We start from the raw sequence: 14163 nt of genomic DNA, 5'->3' as shown, positions 1-14163 counted from the left end.
ATCCGCACGCCATCCGGGCTTCATGCGGGCACGGCAGCATGGGCCAAACGCGGAGGCCGCATGCATTACGCCATCGTCACCGAAACGTACCCGCCCGAGGTCAACGGCGTGGCGCTGACCGTGCAGTCGCTGGAAAACGGGCTGCGCGCACGCGGGCACCGGGTTTCGCTGGTACGTCCGCGCCAGCAAGGCGCCAGCCCCGCGCCGCCCGACCATACCCTCGTGCCCGGCTTCGGGCTGCCGCGCTACCCGGGCCTGCGTGCCGGCCTGCCGGCGGCGAGCCTGCTGGGCCGGATCTGGCGCCGCGCCACGCCGGACGCGATCTACATCGCCACCGAAGGTCCGCTCGGCTGGTCGGCCCTGCGCGCGGCAGGACGTCTTGGCATCCCGGTCGCGACCGGCTTCCACACCCGCTTTGACGAATACATGCGCGACTATCGGATGCCGTGGCTGCAGCCGGTGGCGCTGGGCTGGATGCGCCGCTTCCACAATCGCGCCGATGCCACCCTGGTACCGACGCACGAACTCGAGGTGGCGCTGCGCGGCAGCGGCTTCCGGCACGTGCGCCTGCTGTCGCGCGCGGTGGACACGCAGCTGTTCGATCCCGCAAAGCGCAGCGAGGCCGTGCGCGCCGGGTTCGGCGTGGCTCCCGACGCGCCGCTGCTGATCCACGTTGGCAGGCTTGCCGCGGAGAAGAACCTGCCGCTGGCGCTGCGTGCGTTGCGCATGCTGCAGGCGCGGCGACCCGACGCACGCATGGTCTGGGTTGGGGATGGTCCCCTGCGCGAGCGGCTGCAGCGCGAGAACCCGGACTGCATCTTCACCGGCGTGCTGCGTGGCGAGGAGCTGGCGCGGCTGTTCGCCAGCGCCGACCTGTTCGTGTTCCCGAGCCGCAGCGAGACCTTCGGCAATGTCACCCTTGAATCGATGGCCAGCGGCGTACCGGTGGTCGCCTACGACTATGGCGCGGCGCGCGAGCACCTGTGCGACGGCGTACACGGCGCAGCAATCACCTCCGGCGATGAACAGGCATTCCTCGCAGCGGTGCTGCGCCTGGGCACTGACACGGACACCCTGCATTCCATGGGCCGCGCCGCGCGCGCCGCCATGCTGGGGCTGTCGCCACGGCAGGTGGCGGCCGACTTCGATGCCGTGCTGGCTGGGCTTTGCAACCGGGAGAACGCACATGTCGGCAGCGCCGCAGCCTAACTGGTGGTCGCAAAGCGATTCGGGCTGGTGCCTGCGCGCCAACCGCGCCGGCGCCAGGCGCGACATCCGCTTCTGTTTCGCCGTGATCAGCCGGCTCGGCGACGGCGTGTTCTGGTACCTGCTGATGGCCGGGATGATCGTGGCCGATGGTCTGGACGGACTGGCCGCCAGCGCCCATCTGGCGGCGACCGGCGCCGTCGCGCTGAGCCTGTACAAGACGCTCAAGCGCTGGACCAGGCGCCCGCGTCCGTTTGCCGCCGACGGCCGCATCCACGCCTGGGTCGCGCCGCTCGACGAATTCAGCTTTCCGTCCGGCCACACCCTGCACGCGGTGGCGTTCACCGTCGTGGCCCTGGCCTACTACCCCGCGCTGGCATGGCTGCTGGTGCCCTTCACCGTGGGCGTGGGCGCGTCGCGCGTCGTGCTGGGGCTGCACTATCCCAGCGACGTCATGGCGGCCACCGCCATCGGTGGCGCGCTGGCCGCGCTGTCGCTGTGGCTCGGGTCGATGATCTAGCAGCGGCATCACCAAGCGGCGACGCCTGACGCACCCTATGTCGGGTCTTCGACCCGCGCCGTGGTGAGTGCAGGCAGGGACTGCCCGCGCCAGTCGCGGTCGTTGGCCACCTGCGCGTGGTCGCGCGATGCCTCCAGCGCGGCGAGGTCGATATCGGAGATCGCCCATTGCCCACCGTCACGGGTGCTCGCCAGCACGCCGTCGGCGGGAAACCCTGCGTCCATCGGTGCGTAGATCGCGGCCTCGCCCGTGTTCACGTCCAGCGCCGGATGCCACGGCGCGTCGCCGGCGGTGACCGCGTGCGCGACGAAGCAGCGGTTCTCCAGCGCGCGCGCCAGGCCGCCCACGCGCACCCGCGTCGCGCCTGCTGCGGTATCGGTGCAGCTGGGCACCAGCAGCAGTCGCGCGCCGGCCTCGTACTGCGCGCGCACCGGAAGTGGGAATTCGATGTCGTAGCAGACAGCCAGGCCCAGCCTCGCACCACCCGCGTCGAAGACCTTGAGCGCATCACCGCCGTCAATCAGGCCGGTGGACTTTTCGAAGCCGGTCAGCTGCAGCTTGTCCTGCCACGCGTGGCCGCCGCCGGGCAGGAACAGATCGGCGCGGTTGCGGTAGCGGCCGTTGCCAAGGTCGAGCAGGAAGGTGCCCGCGGCGATGATCATGCCGGTGTCGCGCGCGATGGCCGCGAACAGCGCCAACCATGCTTCGCGATAGCGCTGGATCGCCGCCAGCGATGCGCGCAACTCGCCCGCCACGTCGGCGGCCAGGGTCGAGGCCAGCTCCAGCGACAGGTACTCCGGCAGCACCGCGATATCCGCGCCCTGCACGGCGACGCCCTCGAGCAGGCGCCGCTGGCGCTCGGCAAACGCGTCGAAGCTTGGCGGCGCCTGGATCGCATACTTCGCGGCTGCGACCTTCATGCCGCCTGCTCCAGCGGACGCAGCCAGAAGCGCAGCGCGTGCGAGCACTCGCCGACACCGGCTTCCGCCCAGTCGAGCTGCATCCCGAGCTCCGGCCTGCGCGTGTAGCCGCGGGCCGTCCACAGCACCTCATGGCCGCGGTGGCCCTCCGGGCGGCGCGGATCCTGTGGCCCGCGCTCGACCGCGGCGAAGGCCGTCCATCCGAAGCCGCCGAGTCGGCGCGCATGCGCCTCGCGATGGTCGAAGACTGCGATGCGCAGCGCGGCGACATCGTCCAGATGCCGCCGCGCGTCGCTGCCGGTCAGGCTGCGGATGGTGATGGAAGACGCCTCGTGCATCCGCGGATTCTAGCGCTGCACCTCAGCCCGGCGTCGTCGTGCGCGAGGACAGCTGGTACCAGTCCACCTTGCGCGTGGCCACCATGATCGCGGCCAGGATCAGGAACAGCAGCCCAGCGCCCAGCACCAGCGCGTTGTCCTCCGACACCAGCAGGCCATAGAGCGCGGCGTACAGCGCCGCAAGCATCGCCGCAAAACCCAGCCCGCGCGCAGTGCTGCGCAGCACGGCGGCCAAGTAGAACGCGATCAGCCCGATGCAGGCGACGGTTGCGCACAGGTAGGCCAGGCCGAAGGCCACGTGCTCGCTCAGGCTCACCAGCAGCAGGAAGAAGAGCGCGATCGCCAGGCCGACCAGCGCGTACTGGATCGGATGGATCGGCAGCCGCTTGAGCAGCTCGAACATGAAGAAGCCGACGAAGGTCAGCAACACGAACAGCAGCCCGTACTTGGTCGCGCGCTCGGCCTGCAGGTAGGGGTTGACCGGGTCGACCAGCGATACGCTGACGCCATCGGGCTGGGGCGACCACGGCAGGTCGGCCGCGGCTTCGCGGAATCGCTCCGGAACCGTGAGCGCGGGATCCTGCAGGTAGCGGCGCTGCGCGTTGCTCGCCACCGATGCCACCTGCCAGCGCGCGCGGAAGCCACTGCCGTCGATGTCGTGCTGCGGCGAGACGCCTTCGAACTTGGGATGCCGCCACGACGAGGCCAGGCGCAGGTCGTTGCTGCGGCCGTAGGGCATCATCGCGAAGGTCTCGGTGCCGCGCAGCTGCAGTTCGATGCGCGTGTCCAGCACGATGCGGCCGTCGTCGCCGGGCGCATCCAGGCGTACGTGCAGGCCGGGACCGTCGCCGTGGCCGATGCCCTGCAGCGGCGTCATCGCGCGACCACCCACCTGCAGCTGCGGCGTGCCGCGCAGGCCGCGCACGTCGGCGATGCCGTAGCTCAACCAGGGGCGGCCAACCTCGCGGCTCGTGGCGGCGCTCTCGGGCGGCGGCAGCCGCACGTCGAACCTGGCCAGCGCCACGCCGTCCCACTGGTAGACCCGCACCTCGTGCAGCCCGCGCCGCCGCGTGTCCGGCTGCAGCGTGCCGTCGATGGAGAGCGATTCGGGAAAGAACGTCCAAGTGCCCGGCTTGCGCTGGACAACCCTGCGCACGTCGCCTTCGCCGTGGACGACATCCTCCTCGACCGTGTCGACATAGGGCACCAACAGTACCGGCCCGCCAAACACCTGGCGTCCACCGAAGTTGGCGGCGATGTCGCGCACCACTTCGTGCCGGTAGGCCTGTCGCTCCTGGATCGTGCCGCGGATCAGCATCAGCGGTACCAGGATCGCCAGGGTCATGCCCGCCACCATCAAGATCTTCAGCCACAGTCGCATTGCACCACCTCCTCGAAGGAACAGGGCGCCACGATGCGCGCGACGTGCGGGGAGAGGATGGCGGGACGGTGAAGCGGGAGTGAAGTGGTGATCTTGCTGCGGGCGGACGAAAGACGGCGACTGCCGACGCGGAATCAACCTCCGGCGAGGGGCAGGCTCACGCTGGCGATCGCGCCGCCTTCGGGGTGGTTGCGCAGGTCCGCCTCGCCGCCGTGGAGCGCGGCGACTTCGCGCACGAAGCCCAGCCCCAGGCCGCTGCTGCGCGCACCGGTGCCGGGACGCGGCAGCGAATAGAACCGCTCGAACACGCGGCCGGCCGCGTAGTCGGGTATGCCACCACCCTGGTCGGCCACCTCGATATGCAGGCGTGCGCCGTCCACGCGGGCGGAGAGCGTCACCACCCCGCCACGCGGCGAAAAGTCGATGGCGTTGTCGAGCAGGTTGCCCAGCATCTGGCGCAGCAGGAAGCGATCACCGTGCAGCGGCGGCAGCGCCTCGTCGTCACCTGTCTCGATGCGGACGCCAGCCTCGCCGGCGCGCATGGCGGCGTCGGCGGCGACTTCGGCCAGCAGCGCAGGCAGGCCCACTGCTTCGGGCGCATCGATCCGCTGCCGGTGCTCGACGGCCGCCAGGGCCAGCAGCATGTCGATGGTCCGGGTCATGCGCTCGCCCTGTTCCCGGATCGTGCCGGCGAAATGGACGCGGTCGGCCTCGGGCAGGGGGCGTTCGAGCAGTTCGGCCGCACCGCGGATCGCGGTCAGCGGCGATTTCAGCTCGTGGGTGAGGCTGTGCACGTAGTTTTCCACGTATTGCTTGCCCTCGAGCCGGTCGCGCATGGTTTCCAGCGCCAGGCCGAGGTCGCGGAATTCACCGGCCGAGCGCGGCAGCGTGGCGCGCTCGCCCTCGGTCACCGCGCGCGCGTAGCGCTGCAGGCCGCCAAGCTGGCGCGACAGCCACCAGGCCATGAACAGGCCGATGGTCAGCGCCACGCCCAGCAGCACCAGGCCCCAGCGCCGCACGATGCGCTCGCTGCGCTGGATGAAGGGCTCGATCGTCTGATTCGGCTTGGACACCGTGAGCACGCCGAGCACGCGCCCACCGTCGCGGATCGGCGCGGCCACATACATCACCGAGGAGGACTCATCGTCCGGATCGCTGCGCGTGGAGCGCGCGCCGTACTGGCCGCGCAGCGTGCGGTGGACATCGTTCCAGCGCGAGTTGTCGCGGCCCAGGTCGCGCCCGGCCGAATCGAACACGACGATGCCGGCCGCATCGGTGACGGTGATGCGGTAGCTCACGCCGGCCTTGTCGAAGTCCCAGATCTTCGCGCCCAGTTCGCGCTCACGCAGCCGGGCGATGCGCGCGGCGAAGTGGCCGTCGGCGATGCGCCCGGCGAGCATGTCGTCGGTGGCCAACTCGGCCAGCACGTTGGCGGTGTCGGCCAGCGTGTCCTCCATCGCCTGGCGCACGCCCGGCTTGACCTCCTGCACGAACACGCGCATCAGCAGGAATCCGGCAACCGCGACGATCACGAAATAGCCGAGCAGGATGCGCAGGCCGATCTTCACGGCGGCTCAGCCGGCGTCGATCGAATAGCCGAGGCCGCGATGCGTGCGGATCGGCTCGGCATCGGGCGCGACCGCGTGCAGCTTGGCGCGCAGCGTCTTGACGTGGGTGTCGATGGTGCGGTCCCCGGTGTCCAGCGCATCGCCCCACACCCGGTCCATCAGCTGCGCCCGGCCCAGCACCGCGCCGGGGCGCGCCAGCAGCGCAGCCAGCAGGCCGTACTCGTAGCGGGTCAGCTCCAGCAGGCGGCCGTGGTAGCGGACGCGCATGCCTTCTGCATCGTGTTCGAAGGCCGTCATCGCCGGCTGCGCAATGGCCTCGGCCGCCGTGGGCTGCGCGCGTCGCAGCACCGCGCGCACGCGCGCCACCAGCTCGCGCGGCGAAAACGGCTTGGACACGTAATCGTCGGCACCCAGCTCGAAGCCCAGGATGCGATCCGCCTCCTCCTGTCGCGCGGTCAGGAAGATCACCGGCAGGTCCCTTTGCTCGCGCAGCCTGCGACAGAGCGCAAAACCGCCCAGGTCGGGCAGACCGACGTCGAGGATGGCCAGGTCGAACGCCTGCTCCGCCGCGACTGCCAGCGCATCGCCCGCGGTGAGGCAGTGCCTGGCCTGGTAGCCCTCCTCGCGCAGCGCGTACAGCACCGTGCCGGCGATGGCGGCTTCGTCTTCGACCAGGAGGATGGAAGGCATGGGCGGAATCGGGAAGCGGAATCGAAAGGAAGCGTAGCGAGTTGTCATCCCGAGCGCAGCGAGGGATGTGTTTCTGATCCGGGTAAAGCAGATCCCTCGCTGCGCTCGGGATGACAAACCGTTAGGCTCCTTCGACCCCCGACCCCCAGCCCAGCCCCATGAACTACCGCCACGCCTTCCACGCCGGCAACCACGCCGATGTCCTCAAGCACACCGTGCTGCTGGCCCTGTGCGAAGCGCTGGTGACCAAGCCCAGCGCCTGCTTCGCGCTGGATACGCACGCCGGGCGCGGCCTGTACCAGCTCGATGGCGAGCATGCGCGGCGTACCTGGGAAGCAACCGATGGCGTCGGCGCCCTGCTGGAGCGGGGTGACGATCCCGTGCTCGCACCGTATCGCGCCGCCATCGATGCCTGCCGCACGCAGCACGGCCCGAGCGCGTATCCGGGTTCACCATGGCTGCTGGCCCGCGCGCTGCGCGAGTATGACCGGATCGCGTGCTGTGAACTGCAGCCGGGCGAAGCCGCAGCATTGAAGGAGTGTTTCGCCGGCGACCCGCGCGTGGGTGTGCACCAGCGCGACGGTTATGCCGCCATCGAGGCGCTGCTGCCGCCCAAATCCGGAACCCCCCGCATCGGCCGCGGCCTGGTGCTGATCGATCCTCCGTACGAGGCGCAGCGCGCGGAATTCGACGCCATCCTGTCGTCGCTGCGCGCGGGCCTGCTGCGCTGGCCGCAGGGCATGTTCATGCTGTGGTACCCGATCAAGCAGCGCGCGACCCTGCAGCCGTTCCTGCGCAAGGCCGCGCACCTGCCGGCGAAGTCGGTAGTGATCGCGGAGCTGATGGTGCGCCCCGAGGAATCAGCGCTGCGCATGAACGGCAGCGGCCTGCTGCTGTGCAACCCGCCCTGGCAGTTCGAGCAGACCCTGCAGCGGCTGCTGCCAGCGCTGCAGGCCGCGCTGGCGCCTGCAGGCGGCGCCCACAGGCTGCAGTGGCTGCGCCAGGACGAGAGCTGAGCGCCCGCCCCTTGGGCTGCACGCGTTAAAATCCGGCCTTTCGAACGCTGGCAACGCCGTTGCCGGCGCGGTCGTGCTTTTCCGGAACCCGCGTAGATGCCCCCACAGGACAGCCCTTCCCCCCACCTGCCGCGCGCCGGCCAGCCCCGCGCCTGGTGGCGCGTGCCGGCCAGCCGCAGCGCCCTGGCCTGGCACGCCGCACGCGCGGCGCACGCGCAGTCGGCGCCGCTGCTGCTGATCGCCCGCGACAACCACGCCGCGCACCAGCTCGAATCCGACCTGCACACCCTGCTGGGCGCTGACGCGAGCCTGCCGGTGGTCCCCTTCCCGGACTGGGAAACCCTGCCCTGGGACCGCTTCAGCCCGCATCCGGACATCATTTCCCAGCGCCTGTCCACGCTGCTGCGCCTGCCGACCCTGCGCAGGCAGGCGATCGTGATCGTTCCGGTGCAGACCCTGCTGCAGCGGCTGCCGCCGCTGCGCTACGCGGTCGGCAGCGCGTTCGACGTGCGCGTGGGGCAGACGCTCGACCTCGATGCCGAGAAGCGCCGGCTGGGTGGCGCCGGCTACCGCAACGTGCCGCAGGTGTACGACCCGGGCGATTTCGCCGTGCGCGGCGGGCTGCTGGACGTGTACCCGATGGGCGCGACCGAGCCCTACCGCGTCGAGCTGTTCGACGACAGCATCGAGACAATCCGTGCCTTCGACCCCGAAACCCAGCGCTCGCTGGACAAGGTCGAGGCGGTGCGCATGCTGCCCGGGCGCGAGGTGCCCACCGACGCGGACGCACTCGGCGCGGTGCTCGACGCGCTGCGCGGCCGCTTCGACGTCGACACCCGGCGCAGTGCCCTGATGCAGGACCTCAAGGCTGGCATCGCGCCCGCCGGCATCGAGTACTACCTGCCGCTGTTCTTCGATTCGACCGCCACCCTGTTCGACTACCTCGCGCCCGGCACCCTGCCGCTGGTCGACGAAGGCGCACTGGAGGCCGCCGACCATTTCTGGAAGCAGGCCGGCGACCGGTACGAACAGTTGCGCCACGACATCGAGCGCCCGCTGCTGCCGCCGTCCGAGCTGTGGATGTCGCCCGAGACGCTGCGCGAACGGCTCAACGAAGGCCAGCGCATCGAGCTGTGCCCGCCCTCGCACCCGCGCCACGCGCAGGCACAGGCGCTGGGCGACCAGCCCGCGCCCGTGCTGCCGCTGGCACTGCGCGACAGCGCGCCGGGCGCTTCGCTCAAGAGCTTCCTGTCCAGCTACGGCGGCCGCGTACTGGTGGCCGCCGACTCGGCCGGTCGACGCGAGGCGCTGCTCGAGATGCTCGACGTGGCCGGCCTGGTCCCCGAGGTCCTGCCCGACTTCGCCACGTTCATTTCCGACCGTGGTCCCGGCGGAAGCGGCAAGCCGGCATCCGACGGCAAGGCCACCGATGCACGCGCGCACGACCCCGGCTTTGCCATCGCCGTCGCGCCACTCGACGACGGCTTCGCGCTCGACGCGCCGCACGTCGCGATCCTCACCGAGCGCCAGCTGTTCCCCGAGCGCGCCTCCCAGCCGCGCCGCCGCAAGCGCGCCGGCCGCGAACCCGAGGCGATCATCCGCGACCTGGGCGAGCTCGGCGAAGGCGCGCCGATCGTCCACGAGGACCACGGCGTCGGCCGCTATCGCGGCCTGGTCACGCTTGAAGCCGGCGGGCAGGCCGGCGAATACCTCGACATCGAATACGCCAAGGGCGACCGCCTGTACGTCCCGGTCGCGCAGCTGCACCTGGTCAACCGCTACTCCGGCGCCTCTCCCGAAACGGCGCCGCTGCATTCGCTCGGCGGCGAGCAATGGGCCAAGGCCAGGCGCAAGGCCGCCGAAAAGGTGCGCGACGTCGCCGCCGAGCTGCTCGAGATCCAGGCCAAGCGCATGGCACGCGCGGGCCTGGCGCTGACCGTCGACCGCGCCATGTACGAGCCGTTCGCCGCGGCCTTCCCGTTCGAAGAAACGCCCGACCAGCACGCCGCGATCGAGGCGGTGATCCGCGACCTCGGCTCCAGCCAGCCGATGGACCGCGTGGTCTGCGGCGACGTCGGCTTCGGCAAGACCGAGGTGGCGGTGCGCGCGGCCTTCGTCGCCGCGGCCGCCGGCAAGCAGGTGGCCATCCTCGTGCCGACCACACTGCTGGCCGAGCAGCACTACCGCAACTTCCGCGACCGCTTCGCCGACTGGCCGCTCAAGGTCGAGGTGCTGTCGCGCTTCAAGAGCACCAAGGAGATCAAGGCCGAGCTGGAAAAGCTGGCGGAAGGGAAGATCGACGTCATCGTCGGCACCCACCGTCTGCTGCAGAAGGACGTCAAGTTCAAGGACCTGGGCCTGGTCATCGTCGACGAGGAGCAGCGTTTCGGCGTGCGCCAGAAGGAAGCGCTGAAGGCGCTGCGCGCCAACGTGCACCTGCTCACCCTCACCGCCACTCCGATCCCGCGCACGCTCAACATGGCCATGGCCGGCCTGCGCGACCTGTCGATCATCGCCACACCGCCCGCGCACCGCTTGGCGGTACAGACTTTCATCCATGCCTGGGATGACGCGATGCTGCGCGAGGCCTTCCAGCGCGAGCTCTCGCGCGGCGGCCAGGTCTACTTCCTGCACAACGACGTCGAAAGCATCGGGCGCATGCAGCGCGAGCTGGAACAGCTGGTGCCGGATGCGCGCATCGGCATCGCCCACGGGCAGATGCCCGAGCGCGAGCTGGAGCGGGTGATGCTCGACTTCCACAAGCAGCGCTTCAACGTGCTGCTGTGCTCGACCATCATCGAGTCGGGCATCGACATCCCCAACGCCAACACCATCGTCATCAACCGCGCCGACAAGTTCGGCCTGGCCCAGCTGCACCAGCTGCGCGGCCGCGTGGGCCGCTCGCATCACCGCGCCTATGCCTACCTGGTGGTGCCCGACGGCCGTTCGATCACCGCCGATGCGCAGAAACGCCTGGATGCGATCGCCTCGATGGACGAACTCGGCGCCGGCTTCACCCTGGCCACCCACGACCTGGAAATCCGCGGCGCCGGCGAGCTGCTGGGCGAAGACCAGAGCGGGCAGATGGCCGAGGTCGGCTTCAGCCTCTACACCGAGCTGCTGGAGCGCGCGGTGCGCTCGATCCGCCAGGGCAAGCTGCCCGACCTGGACGAAACCGCCTATCGCGGCGCGGACGTGGAGCTGCACGTGCCGGCACTGATCCCGGATGCCTATCTGCCCGACGTGCACGCGCGCCTGACCCTGTACAAACGCATCAGCTCCGCGCGCGACGCCGACGAACTGCGCGAGCTGCAGGTCGAGATGATCGACCGCTTCGGCCTGCTGCCCGATCCGGCGAAGCAGCTGTTCGCCATCGCCGAGCTCAAGCTGCAGGCCACGGCGCTGGGCATCCGCAAGCTCGACCTGGGCGGCGCAGGCGGCCGACTGCAGTTCGCCGACCAGCCCGCGATCGACCCGATGGGCGTGATCCGCCTGATCCAGAGCCAGCCGAATCACTACCGCATGGACGGCCCGGACAAGCTGCGCATCACCCTGGAGTTGCCCGACTTCGACACGCGACTCAAGGCCGCGCGCGGGCTGTTGGTGGCGCTCGCGCCCACCGGCGCACCGGCTGGACGGAAGCAGTGAGCGGCGACAGGCGGAATGCCCAAGCCGCTGTGGCGTGCCCACCTGCAGCCGCAGGCAGGCGCGGCGTGGCCCGCCTGTCGTGGCTGCTGGCCGCGCTCGTACTTGCCGCCTGCGCCACGCCGCAGCCGCGCGCCAGCACGGACGAGGTGGCCTTCGTCATCGTGCGACATGCGGAGAAGGCGGACGCTGTGGGCGGCGATCCCGCGCTGAGCGCCGCCGGCCGCGAACGCGCCGCATCCCTGGCACGCAGGCTGGCGGGCGCGAACGTCGTGGCGATCTACACCACCGGCTTCCGCCGCACCCGCGACACGGTCGCCCCCACCGCCACGGCGCAGGGACTGGCAGCCACCGTCTACGACGCGGATGAGCCGGCAACTATCCTGGTCGCACGGCTGAAGGCCGCACATCGCGAGGGCACGGTGCTGGTGGCCGGGCACAGCAACACCGTGCCGGACATCGTCGCCGCGCTGTGCAGCTGCGACGTCGCAGCCATGACCGAAGCCGAGTTCGACCGGACCAGCACCGTCCGCATCGATGCCCGCGGGCGGGCGCGGCTGGAAACCGGGCGCTACTGACAATCAGGTGGAGCGGATGGGCCCGTCCGTGCATGCCCCGCAAACAGCGGGGCCATGCATGCAAAGCATGACGTCCGTCGGCTTTGGTGCGTTGCGTCATCCGCCTGCCCATGGCATGGTCGGGCGGTTCTCCCTTGCATGGACCGCCCGATGATCAAGCGCTGGATTCCGCTCGCCGCCCTGCTCGTGCCGCTGCAGGCCCTCGCCCAGGCAGGCAACTGCCCGGAACTGCCAACCGCCAGCGGACTGGAGTGGCAGATGTCCGAAGGCGCCGGCTTCCTGTATTGCCGGGCCATGCGCGAGACCGACGGCAGCCAGGCGTTCTCGGTGATGTTGCGCAGCGAATCGCCAATGCGGGAGCGCATGTCCCTGCGCGAGGAGCGCGGGGAGATCGACGGGCACGAAGTGCGCTGGTATCGCGGCGTTATCGCCGACCAGAGCGCGATCGTGCGCGAGACGGCGATCGAACTGGACGACGACGTGTTCGCGCATGTCGTGCTGCGCGCGGACAGCGAGCAACAGCTTGCCGAAAGCCGGCGCCTGGCCGAGGGCCTGCGTTTCCGCGATACGCGGCTGGGCAGCCACTAGCGCCACGGCCTTGACCGGGGGCGGCGCCTGGTCCACGTTGCTGCGGCCGGCGATACCGGCCGGCTGTCGCGAGCGGTCAGTCGCCGCCGACGGCGGTCGCGCGGAAGCGCAGCGCCTCGGCCAGCTGCTGGTTTTGTGCCAGCAGGTCCTCGGAGTCGGCGCGCACCACGATGTGCGCATTGCTCCGCCGGCCAAGTTCAACCAGCGTCTCGCGCACGTGCACCTCGCGCACCGTCGCCACCTCGCCGCGATACCAGCGCACCTTGTGGCCATCGATCACCGCGGATTCCTCACGCATCCCGCGCTCCGGTCGGAACGACGGATCAGCGCCCAGCATCACCGACAACGCCTGGGTACCGTCGCTCTGACGGATCGCCTTGCAGAATACGAAGTCGGGCCCCTGGACCACATCCCAGGCCACGGCAGCGCCCGTAGGCAGCTCGGGACAATTCTCTTCGGCCGCCTGCGCGGACCCCTGGCTCGACCACAGCAGGCCGGCCACCAGCAGGAAGATCGTTCTCATCGGAAATAGCTCCATGTAGCGAAGGGACCACGAGGTCACAGTCCTGCATGGGGGAAGGTGCCGTACCGCAACAGCGCCGCGGGTATCACGTACTGCAAGGGGGGCGAAGTCCATTTCCAAGGCCACTATAGCGGCGCGCGGCGGCCACCCGTGCTGCAGCGCCGCATCGACGGGCGGCGGCGACCGTTCCCCCGTCGCGCCGAGCGCGTCGCCCCGGCGGGATGTCCGATCGCTGGCCGGGCTGTCGCCAACCCGGCTGCCACTCAGAAACGGCCTTCCTGGTAGTCGACGAAGGCCTGCATGAGCTCCTGGCGGGTGTTCATCACGAACGGCCCATGGCGTGCGACCGGCTCACGCAGCGGACGCCCGGCGACCAGGATCAGGCGCACGCCCGCATCCCCGCCGCGCAGCGTCAGCAGCGCAGGCCCCGGCTCGCTGTCGAATCCGCCCCCGCCGAGCACGGCCAGCTCCTGCGCCACCAGTGGCCTGGCATCCTCGCCCGTACCGACGCTCGCGCTGCCCTCGAACGCGTAGGCGAACGCGTTGTGTCCGGCCGGCAGTTCGTACTGCCATTGCGTGTTTGCCGCGAGCGAGATGTCGAGATAGAGCGGGTCGGTGGCCGGCTGCGAGATCGGTCCACGCACGCCGTCGACCTCGCCGGCGATCAGCTTGATGCTGACGCCTTCGGCAGGCTCCAGCACCGGCAGCTGCGCCGGAGGGAATTCCTGGTAGCGCGGCGCGGTCATCTTGTCCTTCGCCGGCAGGTTCACCCACAGCTGGAAGCCGCGCATGCGGCCTGCCTCCTGCTCGGGCATCTCCGAATGCACCAGGCCGCGACCGGCGGTCATCCACTGCACGGCGCCGGGGACCAGCAGGCCCTCGTTGCCGTGGTTGTCGCGATGGCGCATGCGGCCATCGAGCATGTAGGTCACCGTCTCGAAGCCGCGGTGCGGATGGCTGGGGAAGCCAGCGAGATAGTCCTCCGGGCGATCGGTGCCGAACTCGTCGAGCAGCAGGAATGGATCCAGGTCGGGCAACTCGCCGCTGCCGATCACGCGGGTCAGCTTGACCCCCGCGCCATCGGACGCGGGCATGCCGCGCACCTTGCGGACGATGCGGGCCTGGCGGTCGGTATTTGTCGCGTTCATGGCGGTGTCCTCATGGAGTGCCGGCCAATATGGCGCGCCGAT

13 protein-coding genes are annotated in these 14163 nt (G+C 70.3%); 6 read left to right on the top strand and 7 right to left on the bottom strand.

Features of this window, described 5'->3' with window-relative positions:
* Nucleotides 1-60 precede the first annotated feature (60 nt).
* On the top strand, nt 61-1209 hold the full coding sequence (locus ACW5DW_RS04610; RefSeq protein WP_457017586.1) for a glycosyltransferase family 4 protein: 1149 nt from the start codon (nt 61-63) through the stop codon (nt 1207-1209).
* Nucleotides 1187-1726 carry a phosphatase PAP2 family protein gene (locus tag ACW5DW_RS04605; protein ID WP_457017585.1) on the top strand — a complete coding sequence of 180 codons (540 nt, stop codon included), beginning with the start codon at nt 1187-1189 and terminating at the stop codon, nt 1724-1726. The genes ACW5DW_RS04610 and ACW5DW_RS04605 overlap by 23 nt, the downstream gene beginning before the upstream one ends.
* A 35-nt stretch (nt 1727-1761) precedes the next feature.
* On the opposite strand, the gene ACW5DW_RS04600 is transcribed toward ACW5DW_RS04605, so the two are convergent.
* The 5 genes from ACW5DW_RS04600 to creB all read right to left on the bottom strand — a co-directional run bounded on the left by ACW5DW_RS04600 (nt 1762) and on the right by creB (nt 6623).
* Nucleotides 1762-2646, bottom strand: coding sequence for a carbon-nitrogen hydrolase family protein (locus ACW5DW_RS04600; RefSeq protein ID WP_457017584.1), 885 nt, complete (start codon nt 2644-2646; stop codon nt 1762-1764).
* Entirely contained in the window at nt 2643-2984 is a 342-nt protein-coding gene (locus ACW5DW_RS04595; RefSeq protein ID WP_457017583.1) for a hypothetical protein, read from the bottom strand. The genes ACW5DW_RS04600 and ACW5DW_RS04595 overlap by 4 nt, the downstream gene beginning before the upstream one ends.
* A gap of 22 nt (nt 2985-3006) precedes the next feature.
* On the bottom strand, nt 3007-4365 hold the full coding sequence (gene creD, locus ACW5DW_RS04590) for a cell envelope integrity protein CreD (RefSeq protein WP_457017582.1): 1359 nt from the start codon (nt 4363-4365) through the stop codon (nt 3007-3009).
* A 134-nt stretch (nt 4366-4499) separates the two neighbouring features.
* Complete coding sequence (creC, locus tag ACW5DW_RS04585; RefSeq protein ID WP_457017581.1) at nt 4500-5933, bottom strand: two-component system sensor histidine kinase CreC; 1434 nt, start codon at nt 5931-5933, stop codon at nt 4500-4502.
* A 6-nt stretch (nt 5934-5939) separates the two neighbouring features.
* The gene (gene creB / locus ACW5DW_RS04580; protein ID WP_457017580.1) at nt 5940-6623 is read right to left on the bottom strand and encodes a two-component system response regulator CreB; all 684 of its coding nucleotides are present in this window, start codon (nt 6621-6623) and stop codon (nt 5940-5942) included.
* 158 nt (nt 6624-6781) lie between these two features.
* Between creB and ACW5DW_RS04575 the strand changes: the two genes are divergently transcribed.
* From ACW5DW_RS04575 to ACW5DW_RS04560, 4 genes are all read left to right on the top strand, one after another.
* A complete protein-coding gene (locus ACW5DW_RS04575; RefSeq protein ID WP_457017579.1) occupies nt 6782-7639 on the top strand; it encodes a 23S rRNA (adenine(2030)-N(6))-methyltransferase RlmJ in 858 nt (285 codons plus the stop codon).
* A 96-nt stretch (nt 7640-7735) separates the two neighbouring features.
* Nucleotides 7736-11287 (top strand): transcription-repair coupling factor, encoded by a 3552-nt coding sequence (mfd, locus tag ACW5DW_RS04570; RefSeq protein WP_457017578.1) that lies wholly within the window; start codon nt 7736-7738, stop codon nt 11285-11287.
* Nucleotides 11288-11352: 65 nt separating this feature from the next.
* Nucleotides 11353-11862: a SixA phosphatase family protein gene (locus tag ACW5DW_RS04565; protein ID WP_457017577.1), complete on the top strand. Its 510-nt coding sequence runs from the start codon at nt 11353-11355 to the stop codon at nt 11860-11862.
* Nucleotides 11863-12012: 150 nt separating this feature from the next.
* A complete protein-coding gene (locus ACW5DW_RS04560; RefSeq protein WP_457017576.1) occupies nt 12013-12450 on the top strand; it encodes a hypothetical protein in 438 nt (145 codons plus the stop codon).
* Nucleotides 12451-12526: 76 nt separating this feature from the next.
* Here the strand turns inward: ACW5DW_RS04560 and ACW5DW_RS04555 are convergent, their stop codons facing one another.
* Together ACW5DW_RS04555 and ACW5DW_RS04550 are read right to left on the bottom strand one after the other, a co-directional pair.
* The gene (locus tag ACW5DW_RS04555) at nt 12527-12973 is read right to left on the bottom strand and encodes a hypothetical protein (RefSeq protein WP_457017575.1); all 447 of its coding nucleotides are present in this window, start codon (nt 12971-12973) and stop codon (nt 12527-12529) included.
* Nucleotides 12974-13236: 263 nt separating this feature from the next.
* The gene (locus tag ACW5DW_RS04550) at nt 13237-14121 is read right to left on the bottom strand and encodes a pirin family protein (RefSeq protein WP_457017574.1); all 885 of its coding nucleotides are present in this window, start codon (nt 14119-14121) and stop codon (nt 13237-13239) included.
* Between the last annotated feature and the right edge of the window lie 42 nt (nt 14122-14163).

It is taken from the genome of Luteimonas sp. A482 (assembly GCF_054072655.1).
This window is presented reverse-complemented; position numbering and strand designations above follow the sequence as displayed.